General features: G+C 59.5%; 19 protein-coding genes. 13 read left to right on the top strand and 6 right to left on the bottom strand.

The window, feature by feature from the left end; genetic code table 11:
- Positions 1-209: 209 nt before the first annotated feature.
- A complete protein-coding gene (locus AC07OG_RS04455) occupies positions 210-1,202 on the bottom strand; it encodes a D-cysteine desulfhydrase (protein ID WP_060543970.1) in 993 nt (330 codons plus the stop codon).
- 190 nt (positions 1,203-1,392) lie between these two features.
- Between AC07OG_RS04455 and epsC the strand changes: the two genes are divergently transcribed.
- Entirely contained in the window at positions 1,393-2,319 is a 927-nt protein-coding gene (gene epsC / locus AC07OG_RS04450; RefSeq protein WP_060543971.1) for a serine O-acetyltransferase EpsC, read from the top strand.
- Between the two features lie 64 nt (positions 2,320-2,383).
- Here the strand turns inward: epsC and AC07OG_RS04445 are convergent, their stop codons facing one another.
- Complete coding sequence (locus AC07OG_RS04445) at positions 2,384-2,971, bottom strand: transporter substrate-binding domain-containing protein (protein WP_495066311.1); 588 nt, start codon at positions 2,969-2,971, stop codon at positions 2,384-2,386.
- A 137-nt stretch (positions 2,972-3,108) separates the two neighbouring features.
- Between AC07OG_RS04445 and AC07OG_RS04440 the strand changes: the two genes are divergently transcribed.
- Positions 3,109-3,534, top strand: a complete 426-nt coding sequence (locus AC07OG_RS04440) for a DUF4399 domain-containing protein (RefSeq protein ID WP_060543973.1) — start codon at positions 3,109-3,111, stop codon at positions 3,532-3,534.
- Between the two features lie 61 nt (positions 3,535-3,595).
- Here AC07OG_RS04440 and serA read toward each other — a convergent pair whose 3' ends face one another.
- Positions 3,596-4,825 (bottom strand): phosphoglycerate dehydrogenase, encoded by a 1,230-nt coding sequence (gene serA / locus AC07OG_RS04435; protein WP_060543974.1) that lies wholly within the window; start codon positions 4,823-4,825, stop codon positions 3,596-3,598.
- Positions 4,826-5,029: 204 nt separating this feature from the next.
- On the opposite strand from serA, the gene AC07OG_RS04430 reads away from it, so the two are divergent.
- The 4 genes from AC07OG_RS04430 (at position 5,030) to AC07OG_RS04415 (ending at position 9,294) form a co-directional block, all read left to right on the top strand.
- Positions 5,030-6,424 (top strand): FAD-binding oxidoreductase, encoded by a 1,395-nt coding sequence (locus AC07OG_RS04430; protein WP_060543975.1) that lies wholly within the window; start codon positions 5,030-5,032, stop codon positions 6,422-6,424.
- A 37-nt stretch (positions 6,425-6,461) separates the two neighbouring features.
- Entirely contained in the window at positions 6,462-7,127 is a 666-nt protein-coding gene (locus AC07OG_RS04425) for a fumarylacetoacetate hydrolase family protein (protein WP_008026071.1), read from the top strand.
- Positions 7,128-7,341: 214 nt separating this feature from the next.
- Complete coding sequence (locus AC07OG_RS04420; RefSeq protein WP_495066310.1) at positions 7,342-8,268, top strand: SdiA-regulated domain-containing protein; 927 nt, start codon at positions 7,342-7,344, stop codon at positions 8,266-8,268.
- A gap of 108 nt (positions 8,269-8,376) precedes the next feature.
- Positions 8,377-9,294 carry an SdiA-regulated domain-containing protein gene (locus AC07OG_RS04415; protein ID WP_495066309.1) on the top strand — a complete coding sequence of 306 codons (918 nt, stop codon included), beginning with the start codon at positions 8,377-8,379 and terminating at the stop codon, positions 9,292-9,294.
- 126 nt (positions 9,295-9,420) lie between these two features.
- Here AC07OG_RS04415 and rpiA read toward each other — a convergent pair whose 3' ends face one another.
- Positions 9,421-10,095 carry a ribose-5-phosphate isomerase RpiA gene (gene rpiA, locus AC07OG_RS04410; protein ID WP_060543978.1) on the bottom strand — a complete coding sequence of 225 codons (675 nt, stop codon included), beginning with the start codon at positions 10,093-10,095 and terminating at the stop codon, positions 9,421-9,423.
- 658 nt (positions 10,096-10,753) lie between these two features.
- Between rpiA and ilvA the strand changes: the two genes are divergently transcribed.
- Together ilvA and AC07OG_RS04400 are read left to right on the top strand one after the other, a co-directional pair.
- Positions 10,754-12,268, top strand: a complete 1,515-nt coding sequence (gene ilvA, locus AC07OG_RS04405; RefSeq protein WP_495066308.1) for a threonine ammonia-lyase, biosynthetic — start codon at positions 10,754-10,756, stop codon at positions 12,266-12,268.
- A gap of 40 nt (positions 12,269-12,308) precedes the next feature.
- The gene (locus tag AC07OG_RS04400) at positions 12,309-12,734 is read left to right on the top strand and encodes a DUF2269 domain-containing protein (protein ID WP_060543980.1); all 426 of its coding nucleotides are present in this window, start codon (positions 12,309-12,311) and stop codon (positions 12,732-12,734) included.
- Positions 12,735-12,841: 107 nt separating this feature from the next.
- On the opposite strand, the gene AC07OG_RS04395 is transcribed toward AC07OG_RS04400, so the two are convergent.
- Complete coding sequence (locus tag AC07OG_RS04395) at positions 12,842-13,498, bottom strand: histidinol-phosphatase (protein ID WP_060543981.1); 657 nt, start codon at positions 13,496-13,498, stop codon at positions 12,842-12,844.
- A gap of 143 nt (positions 13,499-13,641) precedes the next feature.
- Here AC07OG_RS04395 and AC07OG_RS04390 point away from each other — a divergent pair, with 143 nt between their 5' ends.
- Both AC07OG_RS04390 and ptsP read left to right on the top strand, forming a co-directional pair.
- The gene (locus AC07OG_RS04390) at positions 13,642-14,121 is read left to right on the top strand and encodes an RNA pyrophosphohydrolase (RefSeq protein WP_060543982.1); all 480 of its coding nucleotides are present in this window, start codon (positions 13,642-13,644) and stop codon (positions 14,119-14,121) included.
- Positions 14,122-14,143: 22 nt separating this feature from the next.
- On the top strand, positions 14,144-16,423 hold the full coding sequence (gene ptsP, locus AC07OG_RS04385; protein WP_060543983.1) for a phosphoenolpyruvate--protein phosphotransferase: 2,280 nt from the start codon (positions 14,144-14,146) through the stop codon (positions 16,421-16,423).
- Between the two features lie 114 nt (positions 16,424-16,537).
- On the opposite strand, the gene AC07OG_RS04380 is transcribed toward ptsP, so the two are convergent.
- Entirely contained in the window at positions 16,538-17,284 is a 747-nt protein-coding gene (locus AC07OG_RS04380) for an NRDE family protein (RefSeq protein ID WP_495066307.1), read from the bottom strand.
- A gap of 121 nt (positions 17,285-17,405) precedes the next feature.
- Here AC07OG_RS04380 and AC07OG_RS04375 point away from each other — a divergent pair, with 121 nt between their 5' ends.
- The 3 genes from AC07OG_RS04375 to AC07OG_RS04365 all read left to right on the top strand — a co-directional run bounded on the left by AC07OG_RS04375 (position 17,406) and on the right by AC07OG_RS04365 (position 20,101).
- Positions 17,406-18,188, top strand: a complete 783-nt coding sequence (locus tag AC07OG_RS04375) for a sulfite exporter TauE/SafE family protein (RefSeq protein WP_495066306.1) — start codon at positions 17,406-17,408, stop codon at positions 18,186-18,188.
- 81 nt (positions 18,189-18,269) lie between these two features.
- Positions 18,270-19,082, top strand: a complete 813-nt coding sequence (lgt, locus tag AC07OG_RS04370; protein WP_060543986.1) for a prolipoprotein diacylglyceryl transferase — start codon at positions 18,270-18,272, stop codon at positions 19,080-19,082.
- Between the two features lie 47 nt (positions 19,083-19,129).
- Complete coding sequence (locus tag AC07OG_RS04365) at positions 19,130-20,101, top strand: thymidylate synthase (protein WP_495066305.1); 972 nt, start codon at positions 19,130-19,132, stop codon at positions 20,099-20,101.
- Positions 20,102-20,178: the final 77 nt, after the last annotated feature.

The raw sequence follows: 20,178 nt of genomic DNA, 5'->3' as shown, positions 1-20,178 counted from the left end.
CGTGCCTTAAAGGAACGTTAGCGTCTCTCGACAAATTCGCCTGCGGTGTGACTATATGACGGCACCGTTAGATTGGAAAATGGTAAATATGATTTTTTATATTCCATAAATGAATATTGGTGAGGCATGGGAGAGATCGCAGCCTCCGGCAGCTCCTACACAAGGATCGGCGTACTCTGTAGGAGCTGCCGCAGGCTGCGATCTTGCGCTTACATAAAATCCTTGTAGGCAAACAACGCCGGTGCCCCACCGGTGTGCAGGAAGATAATCGGGCCCTCATTGAAACGCTGGCGACCAATTCCATCCAGTAATCCCGCCATGGCCTTGCCAGTGTAGACCGGGTCGAGCAACAGGCCTTCCTGACTGGCCATGAGCTTCACCGCCGCCAGCGTGCCGGCATTCGGCTCACCGTAACGGGGGCCGAAATATTCGTCCCAGAGCTCAACCTTGAAAGCTGCCGGCAGGGCTACACCCAGCAGCTCTGCGGTACGTTCGGCAAGGCCTTGAACCTTGGGTCGCTGATCCTCTTCACTGCGAGAAACCGTCACACCGATCACCGGCAGGTCCGGCAGCGCTTCGCTCAGGGCCAGTGCCAGACCGCTGTGGGTTCCGGCGCTGCCAGAGGCCAGGACCACGGCGGCGAAGTTCAGGCCGGTGTTCTTGATCTGCTCGGCCAGTTCCAGCCCGGCGCGCACGTAACCCAAGGCACCGAGTGCGTTCGAGCCACCGATCGGCACCAGATAAGGCTTCTTGCCGTTGTTGCGCAAGCGGGCAGCCAGGGCATGCAATTGTTCGTCGGCGTTGTCGAGATTTTCCACCAGTTCGACCTTCGCATCGAACAGGTCCAACAACAGCCGGTTGCCGTTGCCGGTGTAATTGCTGTCGTCAGTACCCAACGGGTTTTCCAATAGCGCCACACAGCTCAGACCCAGCTTGGCCGCAATCGCGGCAGTCTGGCGTACATGGTTTGATTGCAGCGCGCCGGCGGTGATCAGCGTATCGGCGCCTTGGGCCAGAGCGTCGGCGGCAAGATATTCGAGTTTGCGCAGCTTGTTGCCACCCATGGCCAACGGCGTCAGATCATCGCGTTTGACATACAGATCCCGGCCAAGCCAGGTCGACAGGCGTTCGAGTTTTTCCAGGGCGGTAGGCTGACCGAGCAGGTCGAGACGGTGAAAACGGGCAAGCTGTTGTTTAATCATGGGTCCGTACTGGCGGTGGAAGATGTCAGGACTATAGGCACGCCCCTATCTCGGGGCAACCGCCAATCGCTTATAGCCAATCGTACTGAACACAGCACAATTGGTTCTTAATTTGCTCGACAGCCCTTGCCGTAAAGTAGGCGCCGACAGCGTGGCCAGACAGTCCGGCCGCCCTAAAGGAGTTTTTACCGTGAGTGAGCGTTCCAGCCATTGGCAATTGCAGACCATCGTCAGCCAACTGCGCACCGCACGTGAACAGTGGCGTGCGCAAAACGGCCGGGCCAGCGGTGAGCAGGGTGGTCGCGAGCTGCCTTCCCGAGCGGCCATGGCGGAAATTCTCGAAGCCTTGTGCGGTGCGTTGTTCCCGATGCGTCTGGGGCCGGTGGACCTGCGTGAGGAGAGTGAAGATTTCTACGTCGGCCACACCCTTGATGTGGCGTTGAATGCCTTGCTTGCCCAAGCACGGCTCGAGTTGCGCTATGCAGCGCGGCACAGCGCCGAGGTCGAGACTGAAGTCGAGGCCAAAACCATCCAGATCATCCAGGACTTCGCTCTCGCCCTGCCCGGCTTGCGCAGCCTGTTGGACACCGACGTGCTGGCGGCCTATCACGGTGACCCGGCGGCGCGCAGCGTTGATGAAGTGCTGTTGTGCTACCCGGGGATTCTGGCGGTGATTCACCATCGTCTGGCTCATCATTTATATCGGGCCGGGTTGCCGTTACTGGCGCGGATCAGTGCGGAAATCGCGCACTCGGCAACCGGCATCGATATTCACCCCGGCGCGCAGATCGGCCGCAGCTTCTTCATCGACCACGGTACCGGCGTGGTGATCGGCGAGACGGCAATCATTGGCGAGCGCGTGCGGATTTATCAGGCGGTCACTCTGGGCGCCAAGCGTTTTCCGGCAGATGAAGACGGTCAGTTGCAGAAGGGCCAGCCTCGCCATCCGATTGTCGAGGATGATGTGGTGATCTATGCCGGGGCGACGATTCTGGGGCGGATCACCATTGGCAAGGGTTCGACCATCGGCGGTAACGTCTGGCTGACCCGCAGCGTGCCGGCGGGCAGCAACCTGACTCAGGCAAACCTGCAGCATGACGATGGGGCGCAGAAATAAGCTCCGATTTCTTTTCAACGGCCCCGGCGCATCTCGACATGGTCCACGCCGGGGGCTGCGTGGGTCAGGGCTTCGGCGCCATACTCGCCTCGCCACTCAGCCACTTCTGCGACAGGGCCTGCAGTCGCCCATCGTCCTTGATGCGCTGTAGCGCATGTTCCAGGCTGGCATGGAAAGCCGGATTGCCTTTCTGGAATGGAATCACCAGGTCCACCGGCAGCCCGACCTTGGGTTTTTCTTCGGTCAGTGCCTGCACCAATACCAGCGGCCGTGGTTGTTCGTCCTTATTCGCCAACATTTGCTCATTGACCTGACTATAAGGTTCGCTGAAGTCGAAACGATCCTTTAGTTGTGGGGTCTGTGATATGTGATTGAGGGCGACGTCGTACTTGCCACTTTCGACCCCGGTCAACAGGTCGCTGCCGTCGGTGACGACAAAGTCAGCCCGCACATCCAGTTCGCTGGCCAGCAGTTGACCGAGCTCGACTTCGAATCCGGTGAGTTTGCCGTCTTCCTTGAAACTGAAAGGCGGGGTATCGGCTTCAACGGCAATGCGCAGTTCGCCTCGGTCGTTGACGTCGTCAATCAGTTCGGCATGAGCCAATGGGCTCAAAAGGGGTAGCAGGCAGATCAGGCCAGGCAGAAATCGCATGGTCACTCCTTTGAAATTATTATCGAGACCCATTGATTCAGGCTCGCTTTGCTATGGTTGTCGAGTGCCTTCGACAACAAATGGTCATTAAGTTGTGATGACCACACGGATTTTACGGAAAAAAACTGGAGAAGATAATGAAAAGCTTTATGTCACGTTCGGCCATGGCTGGCCTGCTGATGGGTGTTTCGGTATTGGCCAGTGCGGCGACCCAGGCCCCCGAGGGGGCTGAAGTGTCCATCGTTGCGCCTGCGGACGGTGCGACGGTACCGCAGACTGTCGTCGTCAAATTCGCCGTAAAGGACATTGCGCTGGCACCAGCGGGTGATCCCACCAAGAACACCGGCCACCATCACTTGCTGATCGATGTCGACGAATTGCCTGCGGCCGGTCAGCCGATTCCGAACGATGCCAATCATTTGCACTTCGGCAAGGCGCAGACCCAGGCTGAAATCACGCTGACGCCGGGCAAGCACACCTTGCAACTGGAACTGGGCGACCGCAACCATCTGCCGTTCGATCCGCCGATCGTCTCTGAAAAAATCACTGTAAACGTTAAATGACGTTGCAGCGCACATGAAAAAGGGAGCCAGAAGGCTCCCTTTTTTATCGCTCAAATCGCAATCAGAACAACACCCGGCTACGGATGGTACCGTTGACGTGTTGCAGCTTCTCTTGCGCCAGCTCCGAATACTCGGCGTCTACGTCGATGACCACGTAGCCGACTTTCTCGTTGGTCTGCAGGAACTGACCGGAGATGTTGATGCCGTTTTCGGCGAAGACCTTGTTGATCTCGCTCATCACACCCGGGATGTTTTCGTGGATGTGCAACAGGCGGTGCTTGCCAGGGTGAGCCGGCAGGGCCACTTCCGGGAAGTTCACCGACGACACCGAGGTACCGTTGTCGCTGTACTTGACCAGTTTTTCCGCCACTTCCAGACCGATGTTGGCCTGGGCTTCAGCGGTGGAGCCGCCGATGTGCGGGGTCAGGATCACGTTGTCCAGGCCACGCAGCGGGCTTTCGAACTCTTCGTCGTTGGAGCGTGGCTCCACCGGGAATACGTCGATGGCGGCGCCGATCAGGTGTTTGTCCTTGATCGCTGCTGCCAGGTGGTCCAGCTCGACCACGGTGCCGCGCGCGGCGTTGATCAGGATGCCGCCTTTCTTGATGGCGCGGATTTCCTTCTCGCCGATCATCCACTGGGTCGCAGCGGTTTCCGGAACGTGCAGGGTCACGATGTCGGACATGCCCAACAGCTCGTGCAGGTTGCCGACCTGGGTGGCGTTACCCAGCGGCAGCTTGGTCACGGTGTCGTAGAAGTACACCTGCATGCCCAGGCCTTCTGCCAGGACCGACAGTTGAGTACCGATCGAGCCGTAGCCGACGATACCCAGCTTCTTGCCGCGGATTTCGAAGGAGTTGGCCGCGCTCTTGATCCAGCCGCCACGGTGGCAGGAGGCGTTCTTCTCAGGGATACCGCGCAGCAACAGGATCGCTTCGGCCAGCACCAGTTCGGCAACGGAACGGGTGTTGGAGTACGGGGCGTTGAACACGGCGATACCGCGTTCGCGCGCCGCGCCCAGGTCGACCTGGTTGGTGCCGATGCAGAAACAGCCGACAGCCACCAGCTTCTTCGCGTGATCGAAGATTTCTTCGGTCAGTTGAGTGCGGGAGCGAATGCCGATGAAGTGCGCATCAGCGATCTTTTCCTTGAGCTGGGCTTCCGGCAGAGAACCTGTGAGGTACTCGATGCTGGTGTAGCCCGCCGCCTTGAGGACGTCGACAGCCGATTGGTGGACGCCTTCGAGAAGAAGGAACTTGATCTTGCTCTTATCGAGAGAAGTCTTGCTCATCTGCGTAAACCTGTATCCCGGAGAAAAATGGCAGGAAGTAGCCAGCAGACGCTGACCCGGACGGCAAGAAAGCCGTCACCGCAGAACAGCCGTTGGGCACTACCCTGCGGGGTCGGTATGCTAGCATAGGCGCCCCGCTAAACACTCATTCCTGCGACGTGAAGCGTTCTCAGGATGACCATGAATTGTTCGAGAGTTCTGTCGATGACCAATCCTGCCCTGATTGATGAGCTGAAGACCCTGGTTGAGCCTGGCAAGGTGCTGACCGACGCCGACTCCCTGAATGCTTACGGCAAGGATTGGACCAAGCATTTCGCCCCGGCCCCGACGGCCATCGTGTTCCCCAAGACCACCGAGCAGGTTCAGGCCATTGTCCTGTGGGCCAATAAACACAAGGTGGCGCTGGTGCCGTCCGGTGGTCGCACCGGGCTTTCCGCCGCTGCAGTGGCAGCTAATGGCGAAGTAGTCGTCTCTTTTGATTACATGAACCAGATCCTCGACGTGAACCTCACTGATCGCACCGCCGTTTGTCAGCCAGGCGTGGTCACTGAGCATCTGCAAAACGTCGCCGAAGAAAAAGGCCTGTACTACCCGGTGGACTTCGCTTCGGCAGGTTCGAGCCAGATTGGCGGCAATATCGGCACCAATGCCGGCGGGATCAAGGTCATTCGCTATGGCATGACCCGTAACTGGGTGGCGGGCATGAAAGTGGTCACCGGCAAGGGCGATGTGCTGGAACTGAACCGCGACCTGATCAAGAACGCCACCGGTTATGACATGCGCCAGCTGTTCATCGGCGCCGAGGGCACCCTGGGCTTTGTGGTTGAAGCGACCATGCGCCTCGACCGCGCACCGAAAAACCTGACCGCCATGGTCCTCGGCACTGCCGATTTCGACTCGATCATGCCGGTGCTGCACGCCTTCCAGAGCAAGCTGGACCTGACCGCTTTCGAGTTCTTCTCCGACAAAGCCCTGGCCAAGGTCATGGGACGTGGTGATGTGCCGGCTCCATTCGAAACCGATTGCCCGTTCTATGCCCTGTTGGAATTCGAGGCGACCACCGAAGAAGTGGCCAACCACGCCCTGGAAACCTTCGAGCACTGCGTCGAGCAGGGCTGGGTGCTGGACGGTGTGATGAGCCAGAGCGAAACCCAGTTGCAGAACCTGTGGAAGCTGCGCGAATACATCTCCGAAACCATTTCCCACTGGACGCCGTACAAGAACGACATTTCGGTCACCGTATCGAAAGTCCCGGCTTTCCTGAAGGAAATCGACGCGATCGTCGGCGAACATTACCCGGACTTCGAAATCGTCTGGTTCGGCCACATTGGTGACGGCAACCTGCACCTCAATATCCTCAAGCCGGATAACCTGAGCAAGGACGAGTTTTTTGCCAAGTGCGCGACCGTCAACAAGTGGGTGTTCGAAACCGTGGAGAAGTACAACGGTTCGATTTCCGCCGAGCACGGCGTTGGCATGACCAAACGCGATTACCTGACCTACAGCCGCTCGCCGGTTGAGATCGAGTACATGAAGGCGGTCAAAGCGGTGTTCGACCCTAACGGCATCATGAACCCGGGCAAGATCTTTGCTGTTTGATTTTCGAATGTTAAGTGCACGAATCAGGAGTCGGTAAATGAGCTATCAGCACCAGTATGTCGACGGTACGCGTATTCATTTTCCGCTGGGGAAAGTGGTGTGCATCGGGCGTAACTACGCCGAACACGCCAAGGAACTGGACAATCCGGTTCCAACCGAGCCGCTGCTGTTTATCAAGCCCGGCAGTTGCGTGGTGCCGCTGGAAGGTGGTTTCAGCATTCCGACCGAGCGCGGTTCTGTTCACTACGAAGCCGAAATCGCCGTGTTGATAGGTAAGCCATTGTCGACCAAGCCAAGCCGTGAAGAAGTGCTGGATGCCATTTCCGGCTTCGCTCCAGCGCTGGACCTGACCTTGCGCGACAAGCAGGCAGAGCTGAAATCCAAAGGCTTGCCGTGGGAAATCGCCAAGAGCTTCGATGGTGCAGCGGTGATTGCGCCGTTTGTGTCCGGCAGTACCTTTGCTGATCTGACCGATATCGGCATCCGCCTGACCATCAATGGCGAAGTGCGCCAGGATGGTAACAGCAGCGCGATGCTCAACCCGATCGTGCCGATGATTCAGCACATGGCCGGCTGCTTCTCGCTGCAGGCCGGTGACGTGATCCTCACCGGCACGCCAGTGGGCGTTGGTCCGCTGAATGTTGGCGATGAAATCGTTCTGGAATTGCCGGGCGCCAGCTCTTTCACCAGCAGCGTCCGCTAAAAAAGCAAAAGATCGCAGCCTGCGGCAGCGCCTACAGAGATCGGTGTAGGCGCTGTCGAAGGCTGCGATCTTTTGATCTTTGTCGCCTTACAGGGCTTTCCCGCCATTTACCGTTTTTTTCACATTTGGTCTGGATAATTCCACGGCTTTCGGCGTCTGCGCCGAGCGCGATTATGTTATTACCCCTAGCCTGAATTCCTGGATGCATTGCCCGATGGCCACCCAACCTCTGTCCACGCTCAAACCTGCCCGTCGTTCGCGCTTCGCCCTGCGTTGGTATGCCTGGCTTTTTCTGCTGGTCGCCGTCGCCTATGGCGTTGCATTTGCCCTGCACTGGGATTCGCGCGGCGTACTCTGGGTAAAGGAGCAACTCAAAAGCCCCGCCGAGCGTCAGGCGAGCATCTGGTTACCTGATTACCGAGCCGTGATCGACGCCAAACCGTTACCGGGCATGGAAAAGGACGAGGCGTCTGATCTTGACTACGACCCCCAGACCAAGACCCTGTTTTCGGTCATGGGCAAGAACCCGTTCCTGGTCGAGCTGACTCTGCAGGGCGACGTGCTGCGCAAAATGCCGCTGGTGGGCTGGAGCAATCCAGAAGGCGTCGCCGTGCTGGGCAACGGTCTGTTGGCCATTGTCGATGAACGCGAGCATCAGATCACCATCGTCAAGGTCGATGCTGACACCCGCGAACTGAATATTGCCGACTTCCCGAAGTACGACCTTGGCCCTTCGAAAGACCAGAACAAGGCCTTCGAGGCCATCACCTGGGATTCGCAAAACCAGCAACTGCTGCTGGGTGAAGAGCGCCCACCGGCGCTGTTTACCTGGAAAGGCGACGGCAAGACGCTCAGTGGCGACAAGCAGAAACTGGCCAGCGATGCCCTGATCATGCGCAATCTGTCGGCCTTGGCCACTGATCCGCGGACTCGTCATACCCTGGCGCTGTCCGCCGATTCGCACTTGTTGCTGGAGTTGGATCTGGCGGGTAAGCCGGTCAGTTTCATGACCCTGCTGAGGGGCTTCAATGGCCTGGGCAAAACCATTCCCCGAGCCGAAGGCGTGACCATGGATGAGGCGGGCACGCTATACATGGTGAGTGAGCCGAACCTGTTCTATCGCTTCGAAAAGCAAAAGTAATCGATACCCCGCAGGAACCTGCGGCTGCTCCTGCGGGGAATTGCTTTAAGCTTTAATTCAGACGGTCGTGATATTTCAGTCGCCTGTTTTGAACCCGAGTCCGCCCGAATGCGTCGATTTGCCCGTCCCAAGCCGCTGATTCAGATCCTGTCGGTGATCGCGCTGATTGCTTTAATTGCAATCGGCCAATATCTGCGTCTGTTCGAGCGTGCCTGGTTCAATCTGCATGCGCTGTGGCAGCCGGTGAGCAGCCAGTCCATGGGGCTGGATAAGTATCAGGTAGTGCTGGAAGCGCAGGAGATAGCAGGTCTGGACGATGATATTTCTGCCCTGACCTACGATCCGGTGCGCCGCAGCCTGTTTACCGTCACCAACAAGAACTCCGAGCTGATCGAGCTCTCCCTCGATGGCAGAATCCTGCGGCGGGTGGCGCTGGTCGGTTTCGGCGATCCGGAAGCGATTGAGTTCATCAGTGCCGATACCTATGTAGTCACTGATGAAAGTCAGCAGCGCTTGATCAAGATTCATCTTGAACAGGGCACCACTTTCGTCGATGCCGCAGATGCCGAGCAAATGACCATTGGCGTACACCTGGGCGGCAACAAGGGGTTCGAAGGGCTGGCGTATGACTCTGAAGGCAAGCGCCTGTTTGTCGCCAAGGAGCGTGACCCGATGCTGATCTACGAGGTGCGCGGCTTCCCGCATTTCAATCCGGAAAAGTCCTACTCCGTACACGTGATCAACAATCCCAAGCGCGATGCCGGAATGTTCGTAACGGATCTTTCAAGCCTGCAATACGACGAGCGCAGCGGCCACTTGCTGGCGCTGTCTGATGAGTCGCGGCTGATTATGGAGCTGGATGTGAACGGACGACCGCTGAGCACCCTGTCACTGGGCATGGGCCGGCAGGGCCTGAAAAAGAACGTGCCCCAGGCAGAAGGGATTGCCATGGATGACGACGGTACTATTTACCTGGTCAGCGAGCCGAACCTGTTTTACGTCTTCAAGAAACCTGCACAACCCTGATACACACCAAAAACAACTGTGGGAGCGGGCTTGCTCGTGAAAGCGGACTATCAGTCGACATCTCTTTTGACTGATAGTCCGCTTTCACGAGCAAGCCCGCTCCCACAGGTTTTGTTTCGCGTTTGATTACTCGGCGCGCAGGGTTTTCACGCCTTCGCTGGTACCCAACAGCAACAGATCCGCCGGGCGTGCCGCGAACAAGCCATTGGTGACCACACCGACGATCGCGTTGATCTGGGTCTCCAGCTCCACCGGATTGGTGATCTGCATGTTGAACACGTCGAGGATGATGTTGCCGTTGTCGGTCAGCACGCCTTCGCGGTAAACCGGGTCGCCACCGAGCTTCACCAGTTCGCGGGCCACGTGGCTGCGGGCCATCGGGATCACTTCGACCGGCAGCGGGAAGGTGCCCAGTACTGGCACCAGTTTGCTGGCATCGGCGATGCAGATGAAGGTCTTGGCCACGGCCGCGACAATCTTTTCGCGGGTCAGGGCGGCGCCACCGCCCTTGATCAGGTTCAAGTGCTCGTCGCTTTCATCGGCACCGTCGACGTAGAACTCCAGGTCGCTGACGGTGTTCAGCTCATAAACCGGAATGCCGTGGCCCTTGAGGCGTGCAGCGGTGGCTTCGGAGCTGGCGACGGCGCCGTCGAACGCGCCTTTGTGTTGGGCCAGGGCATCGATGAAGCAGTTGGCGGTGGAGCCGGTGCCGACCCCGACGATGCTCTTGTCGTCGAGTTTCGGGAGGATGAAGTCGACGGCGGCCTGAGCCACTGCCTGTTTGAGTTGATCCTGGGTCATGCGGGCTCCGAGGTGCCGAAGAGGGTGAAGAAAAGCCGGCATTATAGGCCCCGGGGCGAGTAAGGTCATTGCCCGATTACCCGTTTGCTGGAATACGCAGACCTTAGCGCAGAGGAGGCTTGCCTGTAGTGAGGGGGCTTGCCTGTGGGGAGGGGACTTGCCTGTAGTGAGGTGGCTGCCTGTGGCGAGGGGCTTGCCTGTAGTGAGGTGGCTTGCCTGTGGCGAGGGGGCTTGCCCCCGTTGGAGTGCGAAGCACTCCCCTGCATTCTTCCCGACAAACCGCACAGGCAGGTTTTACGACTGCTTCGCAGCCGAACGGGGGCAAGCCCCCTCGCCACAGGCAAGCCCCACTCCACAGGCAAGCCCCACTCCACAGGCAAGCCCCACTCCACAGGCAAGCCCCACTCCACAGGCAAGCACCACTCCACAGGCAAGCACCACTCCACAGGCAAGCACCACTCCACAGGCAAGCACCACTCCACAGGCAAGTCCCACTCCACAGGCAAGCCCCTCACCACAGAAATGCCCCACACCACAGGCAAGTCCCCACCCCACAGGTTAGTGTCCGTTCTTAAAACCACCTGTTTACTGTGGTCGCACGCCTGAAAGCCGGGTTAGACTCCGTGGTCCCGCCCAACCCGCTCAGTGATGCTTTCCGATGCTTGAACAGTACGTCAAAAAGATCCTCACCTCGCGCGTTTATGACGTTGCCGTAGAAACCCCATTGCAGCCTGCCCGCCAGCTCTCCGAGCGGCTGGGCAACAGCATTTGGCTCAAGCGCGAAGACTTGCAGCCGGTGTTCTCGTTCAAGATTCGCGGCGCCTACAACAAGCTTACTCAGCTGAGTGATGAAGAGCGCGCGCGCGGTGTGGTCACCGCATCGGCGGGCAACCATGCACAAGGCCTGGCCCTGGCGGCCAAGGTATTGGGCGTGAAAGCGACCATCGTGATGCCAAAGACCACCCCGGAAATCAAGGTTGAAGGCGTGCGTTCCCGTGGTGGCAAAGTGGTACTGCACGGCGATTCGTTTCCCGAAGCCCTGGCGTACTCGCTGAAACTGGTCGACGAAAAAGGCTACGTCTACATTCACCCCTACGACGATCCCCACACCATTGCCGGGCAGGGCACCGTGGCGATGGAGATTCTGCGCCAGCACCCGCAGCCATTGGATGCGATTTTCGTTCCAGTGGGCGGCGGCGGCCTGATCGCGGGGATCGCGGCATACGTGAAATACCTGCGCCCGGACATCAAGATCATTGGTGTCGAACCGGACGACTCCAACTGCTTGCAAGCGGCCATGGCTGCCGGCGAGCGCGTCGTGCTGCCGACCGTAGGCATTTTCGCCGACGGCGTGGCGGTGGCCCAGATCGGCCAGCATACCTTCGACATCTGCAAAGATTATGTCGATGAGGTTATCACCGTCAGTACCGACGAGATCTGCGCGGCAATCAAGGATATCTACGACGATACCCGCTCGATCACCGAACCTGCCGGCGCCTTGGGTGTGGCCGGGATCAAGAAGTACGTCGAGCAGCGCGGCGTCAGCGGCCAGACCTTCGTTGCCATCGACTCCGGTGCCAACGTCAACTTCGATCGCCTGCGCCATGTTGCCGAACGCGCGGAACTGGGCGAAGGCCGCGAAGCCATCATCGCCGTGACCATTCCGGAAAAACCGGGCAGCTTCAAGGCGTTCTGTGAGGCTATCGGCAAGCGCCAGATCACCGAATTCAATTACCGCTACAACACAGGCAGCGAAGCGCACATTTTCGTCGGCGTGCAGACGCACCCGGAAAACGACCCGCGCAGCGCCCTGATCGCCAGCCTGAGCGAGCAGGGGTTCCCGGTGCTGGACCTGACCGACAACGAACTGGCCAAATTGCACATCCGCCACATGGTTGGTGGTCGTGCGGCGCACGTGGTTGATGAAGTGATTCTGCGCTTCGAATTCCCGGAGCGGCCGGGAGCACTGTTCAACTTTCTCAACAAATTGGGCGGGCGCTGGAACATCTCGATGTTCCACTATCGCAACCATGGTGCGGCGGATGGCCGGGTCGTTGCGGGCCTGCAGGTGCCTCACGAAGAGCGTCATCTGGTACCGGCGGCGCTGGAAGAAATCGGTTACCCATACTGGGATGAAAGCGACAACCCGGCCTATCAGTTGTTTCTTGGCTGAAGGGCTACGCTGACAGGCCAGGCAATAAGGAAATCTGACAATGGAAACGTTAACTGCCCTGAAAGCGGCGCACATGGTGGCAACTGTTGTATTGCTGGCTTGTGCGCTGGGGCTGGGAGTCTGGGTATTGCTGGCGCGGCGCAAGGGTGACGCGACGGCGGGTAGTCGCACCTTGCAGCGGCCAAAGGTGTTCATCTGGCTGCTGATGGGCCTGGCGCTGCTGAGCATGCCGTTCACCGGCTGGTGGATGGTGCATCTCGTGGGCTGGTCGCTGGGACAGACCTGGTTGCTGGCCTCCAGCGTTTTGTACAGCGTAGCGGCGTTGGCGTGGTTCTGGCTGCTGGTGCGGTTGAACAGGTTGCGCAAGGCGCCGGGTGCGGTGGGCAGGTTTACCTTTGCCTTGGCGTTGTTCAGTTTTGTCTGCTTTGTGGCGATTGCCGGGTTGATGGGAGCAAAGCCAGTGTAGGAGCGAGCCTGCTCGCGAAAAACTCAAGATCGCTGCGGGGCATCAGGTAGCCCCGCGTTATCGTTTACGACCATCGCGAGCAGGCTCGCTCCTACGGTATGGCGGTATCAGTCGCGCAGACTGATCACCGGCCAGCCACGCTGCTGGGCCTCGGCCCGCAGATTCGGATCAGGATCGACCGCCACCGGATTCGCCACCTGCTCCAGCAACGGCAAGTCATTCATCGAGTCGCTGTAGAAATAGCTGTCTTGCAGCGAATACCCGGTCTCTTCCAGCCAGCGATTCAGCCTTGTCACCTTGCCTTCACGGAAGCACGGCACGTCGGTGCTGCGCCCGGTGTAGCGGCCGTCGACCATTTCGCATTCTGTGGCGATCAGGGTTTCGACACCCAGGCGCTCGGCAATCGGTCCGGTAACGAAGCGGTTGGTCGCCGTGATGATCACCAGCTTGTCGCCGGCGTCGCGGTGCCTGGCCAGCAGTTCGAGGGCCTTGGGCAGCATGATCGGCTCGATGCAGTCGCGCATGTAATCGCTGTGCCACAAATCCAGGGTAGCCATCTCGGTGCGGCCCAGAACTTCCAGGCAGAAGTTCAGGTACGCGGCGTTATCCAGTTTGCCGGCCAGGTAATCCTGGTAGAACTCATCGTTGCGCGTCTTGTACGCGACAGGGTCGAGAAAGCCGCGCTCGCAAAGGTAATCGCCCCAGGCGTGATCGCTGTCACCGCCCAGAAGGGTGTTGTCCAAATCGAATAAAGCCAGGCGCATTGCAGTTACCCGCTGAAAAGTCAGTAAAAAGGCCACAAGAATACGGTCTTTTGACAAGAGTGCACATAACACAGGAACCTTCGTTGCCGCCTTCACAACCTTTGTGGAACAATGCGGCGACATGCGTTTGCGAGGTTGTTGCCGTGATCGACCCCGATGGTTTTCGCCCTAATGTCGGGATCATTCTGACGAATGACGCCGGCCAGGTGCTATGGGCTCGCCGTATCAATCAAGATGCCTGGCAGTTTCCACAGGGAGGAATCAACCCCGAAGAGACGCCGGAAGACGCCTTGTACCGCGAGTTGAACGAAGAAGTGGGCCTGGAGCGCGAAGATGTTGAAATTCTCGCCTGCACCCGGGGCTGGTTGCGCTATCGTTTGCCGCAACGTCTGGTACGCACGCACAGCCAACCGCTGTGCATCGGCCAGAAACAGAAATGGTTTCTCCTGCGCCTGATCTCCAACGAGCAGCGGGTGCGGATGGATTTGACCGGTAAACCGGAATTCGATGGCTGGCGCTGGGTCAGCTATTGGTATCCGTTGGGCCAGGTGGTGACATTCAAGCGCGAGGTGTATCGACGCGCTCTCAAAGAGCTTGCCCCGCGCCTTTTAACGCGCGACTGACGACGGAGTTCGACCCCGAGCCATGCTCAATACGCTGCGCAAGATCGTCCAGGAAGTTAACTCCGCCAAGGATCTCAAGGCGGCGTTGGGGATTATTGTGTTACGCGTCAAAGAGGCCATGGGCAGCCAGGTCTGCTCGGTCTATCTGCTTGACCCGGAGACCAACCGTTTCGTGCTGATGGCCACCGAGGGCTTGAACAAGCGCTCGATCGGCAAGGTCAGCATGGCGCCCAATGAAGGTCTGGTCGGCCTGGTCGGCACGCGTGAAGAGCCCCTGAACCTCGAAAACGCCGCGGATCACCCGCGCTATCGCTACTTCGCCGAAACCGGTGAAGAGCGTTACGCTTCGTTCCTCGGCGCGCCGATCATCCATCACCGCCGCGTCGTCGGCGTGTTGGTCATCCAGCAAAAGGAGCGCCGCCAGTTCGATGAGGGTGAAGAAGCCTTCCTCGTGACCATGAGCGCGCAGCTCGCCGGGGTAATCGCCCATGCCGAGGCCACCGGTTCGATCCGTGGCCTGGGTCGCCAGGGCAAGGGCATCCAGGAAGCCAAGTTTGTCGGCGTTCCGGGGTCGCCGGGTGCGGCGGTCGGTACCGCGGTGGTCATGCTGCCACCGGCTGACCTGGACGTGGTGCCGGACAAGACCATCACCGACATTGACGCCGAACTCGGGCTGTTCAAAACCGCCATCGAAGGTGTGCGCGCCGACATGCGCACCTTGTCCGCCAAGCTCGCCACGCAATTGCGTCCGGAAGAGCGAGCGTTGTTCGATGTCTACCTGATGATGCTCGACGACGCCGCGCTGGGCAGCGAAGTAACCACCGTGATCAAGACCGGTCAGTGGGCCCAGGGTGCGCTGCGCCAGGTGGTCACCGATCACGTCAACCGTTTCGAATTGATGGACGACGCCTACCTGCGTGAGCGTGCCTCGGACGTCAAAGACCTCGGCCGGCGCTTGCTGGCTTATTTGCAGGAAGAGCGCCAGCAAACCCTGGTCTACCCCGACAACACCATCCTGATCAGTGAAGAACTGACGCCGGCAATGCTCGGCGAGGTGCCGGAAGGCAAGCTGGCGGGTCTGGTTTCGGTACTCGGCTCCGGCAACTCCCACGTGGCGATCCTGGCGCGAGCCATGGGCATCCCGACGGTGATGGGTCTGGTCGACCTTCCGTATTCCAAGGTCGACGGCATCCAGATGATCGTCGATGGCTACCACGGCGAGGTCTACACCAACCCCAGTGACGTGCTGCGCAAGCAGTTCGCCGAAGTGGTCGAGGAAGAGAAACAACTGGCCCTCGGGCTCGATGCGCTGCGCGATCTGCCGTGTATCACCGTCGACGGCCACCGCATGCCGCTGTGGGTCAACACGGGCCTGCTGGCAGATGTGGCGCGGGCGCAGAAGCGCGGTGCCGAAGGCGTCGGGCTGTACCGCACCGAAGTGCCTTTCATGATCAACCAGCGCTTCCCGAGCGAAAAGGAACAGCTGGCGATCTACCGCGAGCAGCTCGCCGCTTTCCACCCGCAACCCGTCACCATGCGCACCCTGGACATCGGCGGCGACAAATCACTGTCGTACTTCCCGATCAAGGAAGACAACCCGTTCCTCGGCTGGCGCGGCATTCGTGTCACCCTCGACCACCCGGAAATCTTCCTGGTGCAGACCCGTGCCATGCTCAAGGCCAGCGAAGGCTTGAACAACCTGCGCATCCTGCTGCCGATGATCTCCGGCACCCATGAACTGGAAGAAGCCCTGCACTTGATCCACCGCGCTTGGGGTGAAGTGCGTGACGAAGGCTGCGACGTGCCGATGCCGCCGATTGGCGTGATGATCGAGATCCCGGCGGCGGTTTATCAGACCAAGGAACTGGCGCGGCAGGTGGACTTCCTCTCGGTGGGCTCCAACGACCTGACCCAGTACCTGCTGGCTGTGGACCGTAACAACCCGCGGGTCGCCGACCTCTACGATTACCTGCACCCGGCGGTGCTGCAGGCGTTGCAGAACGTGGTTCGCGATGCCCATGCCGAAGGCAAGCCGGTGAGTATTTGCGGTGAGATGGCCGGTGATCCGGCGGCGGCGGTGTTGTTGATGGCGATGGGCTTCGACAGCCTGTCGATGAACGCCACCAACTTGCCGAAAGTGAAGTGGATGCTGCGTCAGATCAACCTGAGCAAGGCCAAGGAGTTGCTGGCCGAGCTGATGACCATCGACAACCCGCAAGTTATCCACAGCTCGCTGCAACTGGCGCTGAAGAACCTCGGGCTGGCGCGGATGATCAATCCGGCGGCAATCAAGCCCCTCTAAGCCTGCACTGGCCCCTTCGCGAGCAAGCCCGCTCCCACTTAGGATTTGTGACCGCCGCAAATCCCCTGTGGGAGCGGGCTTGCTCGCGAAAAGGGCCGGAAGGACAGCGCAAAACTAAATCCTTATTTCCACCTCCCCCAAATGCCCGCCATACGGCCCGAAACTCCTTTCGACCAGATGCCGCGACCCGTCCGCCTGCACAATCAGTGCAGTACTCGCCCGCGTCCCATAACTCTGGCTGGCAATGAATACACTCGACAGCAGCGTCTCGGTAGCCAATCCCACGCCGGTATCCGGCAGGTCGGCGAACGGCGCCGTCTGTGGATCGCCCAGTAACGCCAGCAACGCCTGGGGGTGCGGAGCATCCAGCACCTCCCTCAGCGCAGCCTTGGTCTTGAGCAGTTTTGGCCATGGAGTATCCAGCCCGGCATTCGACACCCCATAAATCCCAGGCTGCAGCATCACCGCCTCAGAATCCCGGGCATTGAAGTGCCAAAGCTCATTGCGATTGCCAATCAGCAGATTGAACCCGGCATATTCCAGCGAACGCCGGACAACATCGCCCAAATAGTCATCAATCGAGCTGCTGCCGCTGAGAAAACCTGCCACCAGTTCACCCCGCGACTTGCGCGCGGGTGGTTGGTGAGGATCGCGGATGTTGGTCAGCGCGGCGAAGCGCCCGTTGGCGCCGATGCCAAGCCAGGTGCCACCGGCCTCAAGGTCGCGCCCTGCATGGACATGGGGCGCATCGGCCCATGACGCCAGAGGCAGGCTGGGGCGGGCGTAGAATTCATCGCGATTGGCGGCAACGACCAGCGGCTGGGCATGACCCGGTCGCCAGGCAAAAACAATCAGGCACATAAGGCAGTCCTTGGGTGTTTTTTGCCCACTCTACGCAGACATCGTCCGCTCTTCCATCGCCTCCAGTGGAGCTTGAGGCTATGCATCCGTTACCATGCCGCTCTTATTCGGGGAGGCGGCCATGGAATTTCTGCTCTATCTGGCGCTCGGCGCCTGTGCAGGCGTGCTGGCGGGGCTGTTTGGCGTGGGTGGCGGGATCATCATCGTCCCGGTGCTGGTGTTCAGTTTTACCTTGCAGGGTTTCGATCAGTCGATCCTGACTCACCTGGCGGTCGGTACATCCCTGGCAACCATTATCTTTACCTCGATCAACGCGGTGCGTGAGCATCATCGACGTGGCGCCGTGCGTTGGCCGATCTTCGTGTGGATGACCGTTGGCATTCTGATAGGCGCCGGTTTTGGTGCGTTGACCGCCGAGGCGATCTCAGGACCGAACCTGCAAAAAATCATTGGAGTGTTTGCCCTTGTTATCGCCGCGCAGCTGGCGCTGGACGTCAAACCCAAGGCCAGTCGAACCGTACCGGGCAAACTTGGCCTGACCCTGGCCGGCAGTGTGATTGGCTGGGCTTCGGCAATTTTCGGGATCGGCGGCGGTTCGCTGACCGTGCCATTCCTGACCTGGCGCAGTGTGCCGATGCAGCAGGCGGTGGCCACTTCATCCGCCTGCGGGCTGCCGATCGCTTTGGCCAGTGCATTAAGTTTCATGATTCTTGGCTGGCACGATCCGTTGCTGCCGGCCCATAGTCTCGGTTTCATCTATTTGCCGGCGCTGCTGGGCATCGCCCTGACCAGCATGGTTTTCGCCCGGTTCGGTGCACGATTGGCCCACAGGCTGTCACCGAAGTTGCTGAAAAGACTGTTTGCCGCTTTGCTGTTCTGCGTCGGCCTGAACTTCTTGCTCTGACGAAAGCGCAATCCTGGCTTAATCCTGAGGTGGCAGCGTCGCCCGGGAATTTTTAGATTTGAACTCTAACGAGGAGTCGCAATGCTGCCTTACCCGCAGATCGACCCGGTGGCCTTGGCCATCGGTCCGCTGAAAATCCACTGGTACGGTCTGATGTACCTGATCGGCATCGGCGGCGCCTGGCTGTTGGCGTCCCGCCGCTTGAACCGTTTCGACCCGACCTGGACCAAGGAGAAACTCTCCGACATGGTGTTCTGGATGTCGATGGGGGTCATCGTCGGCGGCCGCCTCGGTTACGTGCTGTTCTACGATCTGAGCGCCTACCTGGCCAATCCGATGCTGATTTTCGAAGTGTGGAAGGGCGGCATGTCGTTCCACGGCGGTTTCATCGGCGTGATGCTCGCAGCATTGTGGTTCGGTAAAAAGAACAACAAGTCGTTTTTCCAGCTGATGGACTTCGTCGCGCCGATGGTGCCGATCGGGCTGGGTGCAGGACGTATCGGTAACTTCATTAACGCCGAGTTGTGGGGCAAGGCGACCGACGTGCCCTGGGCGATGGTCTTCCCGCCGTTCAGCGATCCGGCGCAGTTGCCGCGTCATCCGTCGCAGTTGTATCAGTTCGCCCTGGAAGGCGTGGCATTGTTCCTGATCCTGTGGCTGTTCTCGCGCAAGCCGCGGCCAACCATGGCGGTATCCGGGATGTTCGCGCTGTTCTACGGCATCTTCCGTTTCATCGTCGAATTTGTCCGCGTACCGGACGCGCAACTGGGCTATCTGGCCTGGAACTGGCTGACCATGGGGCAGGTGCTGTGCGTGCCGATGATCGTCGGTGGTCTGTTCCTGATCTGGCTGGCGTACCACCGCGCTCCGGCAACTCCAGCGCCAGCCGTATAAATTCGAAGCCCGGGTCACCACCCGGGATTCAAGGACACAGGTAACTCATGAAGCAATATCTCGAACTGGTCGCCCACGTCATCAACAATGGCACCAAGCAGGCCAACCGCACCGGTGTGAACACCATCAGCTTTCCCGGCGCGATGCTGCGTTATGACCTGCAGGAAGGCTTTCCGGCGATCACCACGCGCAAAATGGCGTTCAAATCCGCCATCGGCGAGATGTGCGGATTCCTGCGTGGCGTGAACAACGCTGCCGAATTCCGCGCCCTGGGCTGCAAGGTATGGGACCAGAACGCCAACGAAAACGCGCAGTGGCTGGCCAACCCGTTCCGTCAGGGCGCCGACGACCTCGGTGAGATCTACGGCGTGCAATGGCGCAAATGGCCGGCGTACAAGCAGATTCCGCTCAGCAACCAGGCGGCAATCGAGCAGTCCCTGCAGCAAGGCTACCGTCAGATTGCCGAAGGCGAGGAAGATGGTCAGGCCTACGTGGTGTTGTATAAAGCCATCGACCAGGTGCGCCAGTGCGTCGACACCATCATCAAGGACCCGGGCAGCCGGCGTATTCTGTTCCACGGCTGGAACTGCGCCCAACTCGATGAAATGGCCCTGCCGCCGTGCCACCTGCTGTACCAGTTCCACCCGAACGTAGAAACGAAGGAAATTTCCCTGACCCTCTACATTCGCTCCAATGACCTGGGCCTGGGCACGCCGTTCAACCTGACGGAAGGCGCCGCGCTGCTGAGCCTGATCGGCCGCCTGACCGGCTATACACCGCGCTGGTTCACCTACTTCATCGGTGATGCCCACGTTTATGAGAATCACCTGGACATGCTTAACGAACAGCTCAAGCGCGAGCCGTTCCCGATGCCGAAGCTGGTGATTTCCGAGCGTGTGCCGGAGTTTGCCAAGACTGGGGTGTACCAGCCGGAGTGGTTGGAACTGATCGAACCGGGTGACTTCTCGCTCGAGGGTTACCAGCACCACGCGCCAATGACCGCGCCGATGGCGGTCTAAAGGCCTGCCATTGAACCAATGTGGGAGCGGGCTTGCTCGCGAAGAGGCCGTGTCAGTCGATAGAGATGTTGACTAAC

The sequence above is a fragment of the Pseudomonas sp. GW821-FHT09H03 genome (assembly GCF_059415945.1).
The sequence above is the reverse complement of the archived record's forward strand: the minus strand, read 5'-3'. Positions and strand labels throughout refer to the sequence as shown.

Coding starts and splice junctions, on each gene's coding strand:
- AC07OG_RS04455 (WP_060543970.1), bottom strand. CDS start 1,202: ATGATTAAACAACAGCTTGCCCGTTTTCACCGTCTCGACCTGCTCGGT.
- AC07OG_RS04445 (WP_495066311.1), bottom strand. CDS start 2,971: ATGCGATTTCTGCCTGGCCTGATCTGCCTGCTACCCCTTTTGAGCCCA.
- AC07OG_RS04440 (WP_060543973.1), top strand. CDS start 3,109: ATGAAAAGCTTTATGTCACGTTCGGCCATGGCTGGCCTGCTGATGGGT.
- serA (WP_060543974.1), bottom strand. CDS start 4,825: ATGAGCAAGACTTCTCTCGATAAGAGCAAGATCAAGTTCCTTCTTCTC.
- AC07OG_RS04430 (WP_060543975.1), top strand. CDS start 5,030: ATGACCAATCCTGCCCTGATTGATGAGCTGAAGACCCTGGTTGAGCCT.
- AC07OG_RS04425 (WP_008026071.1), top strand. CDS start 6,462: ATGAGCTATCAGCACCAGTATGTCGACGGTACGCGTATTCATTTTCCG.
- AC07OG_RS04420 (WP_495066310.1), top strand. CDS start 7,342: ATGGCCACCCAACCTCTGTCCACGCTCAAACCTGCCCGTCGTTCGCGC.
- AC07OG_RS04415 (WP_495066309.1), top strand. CDS start 8,377: ATGCGTCGATTTGCCCGTCCCAAGCCGCTGATTCAGATCCTGTCGGTG.
- rpiA (WP_060543978.1), bottom strand. CDS start 10,095: ATGACCCAGGATCAACTCAAACAGGCAGTGGCTCAGGCCGCCGTCGAC.
- ilvA (WP_495066308.1), top strand. CDS start 10,754: ATGCTTGAACAGTACGTCAAAAAGATCCTCACCTCGCGCGTTTATGAC.
- AC07OG_RS04400 (WP_060543980.1), top strand. CDS start 12,309: ATGGAAACGTTAACTGCCCTGAAAGCGGCGCACATGGTGGCAACTGTT.
- AC07OG_RS04395 (WP_060543981.1), bottom strand. CDS start 13,498: ATGCGCCTGGCTTTATTCGATTTGGACAACACCCTTCTGGGCGGTGAC.
- ptsP (WP_060543983.1), top strand. CDS start 14,144: ATGCTCAATACGCTGCGCAAGATCGTCCAGGAAGTTAACTCCGCCAAG.
- AC07OG_RS04380 (WP_495066307.1), bottom strand. CDS start 17,284: ATGTGCCTGATTGTTTTTGCCTGGCGACCGGGTCATGCCCAGCCGCTG.
- AC07OG_RS04375 (WP_495066306.1), top strand. CDS start 17,406: ATGGAATTTCTGCTCTATCTGGCGCTCGGCGCCTGTGCAGGCGTGCTG.
- lgt (WP_060543986.1), top strand. CDS start 18,270: ATGCTGCCTTACCCGCAGATCGACCCGGTGGCCTTGGCCATCGGTCCG.
- AC07OG_RS04365 (WP_495066305.1), top strand. CDS start 19,130: ATGAAGCAATATCTCGAACTGGTCGCCCACGTCATCAACAATGGCACC.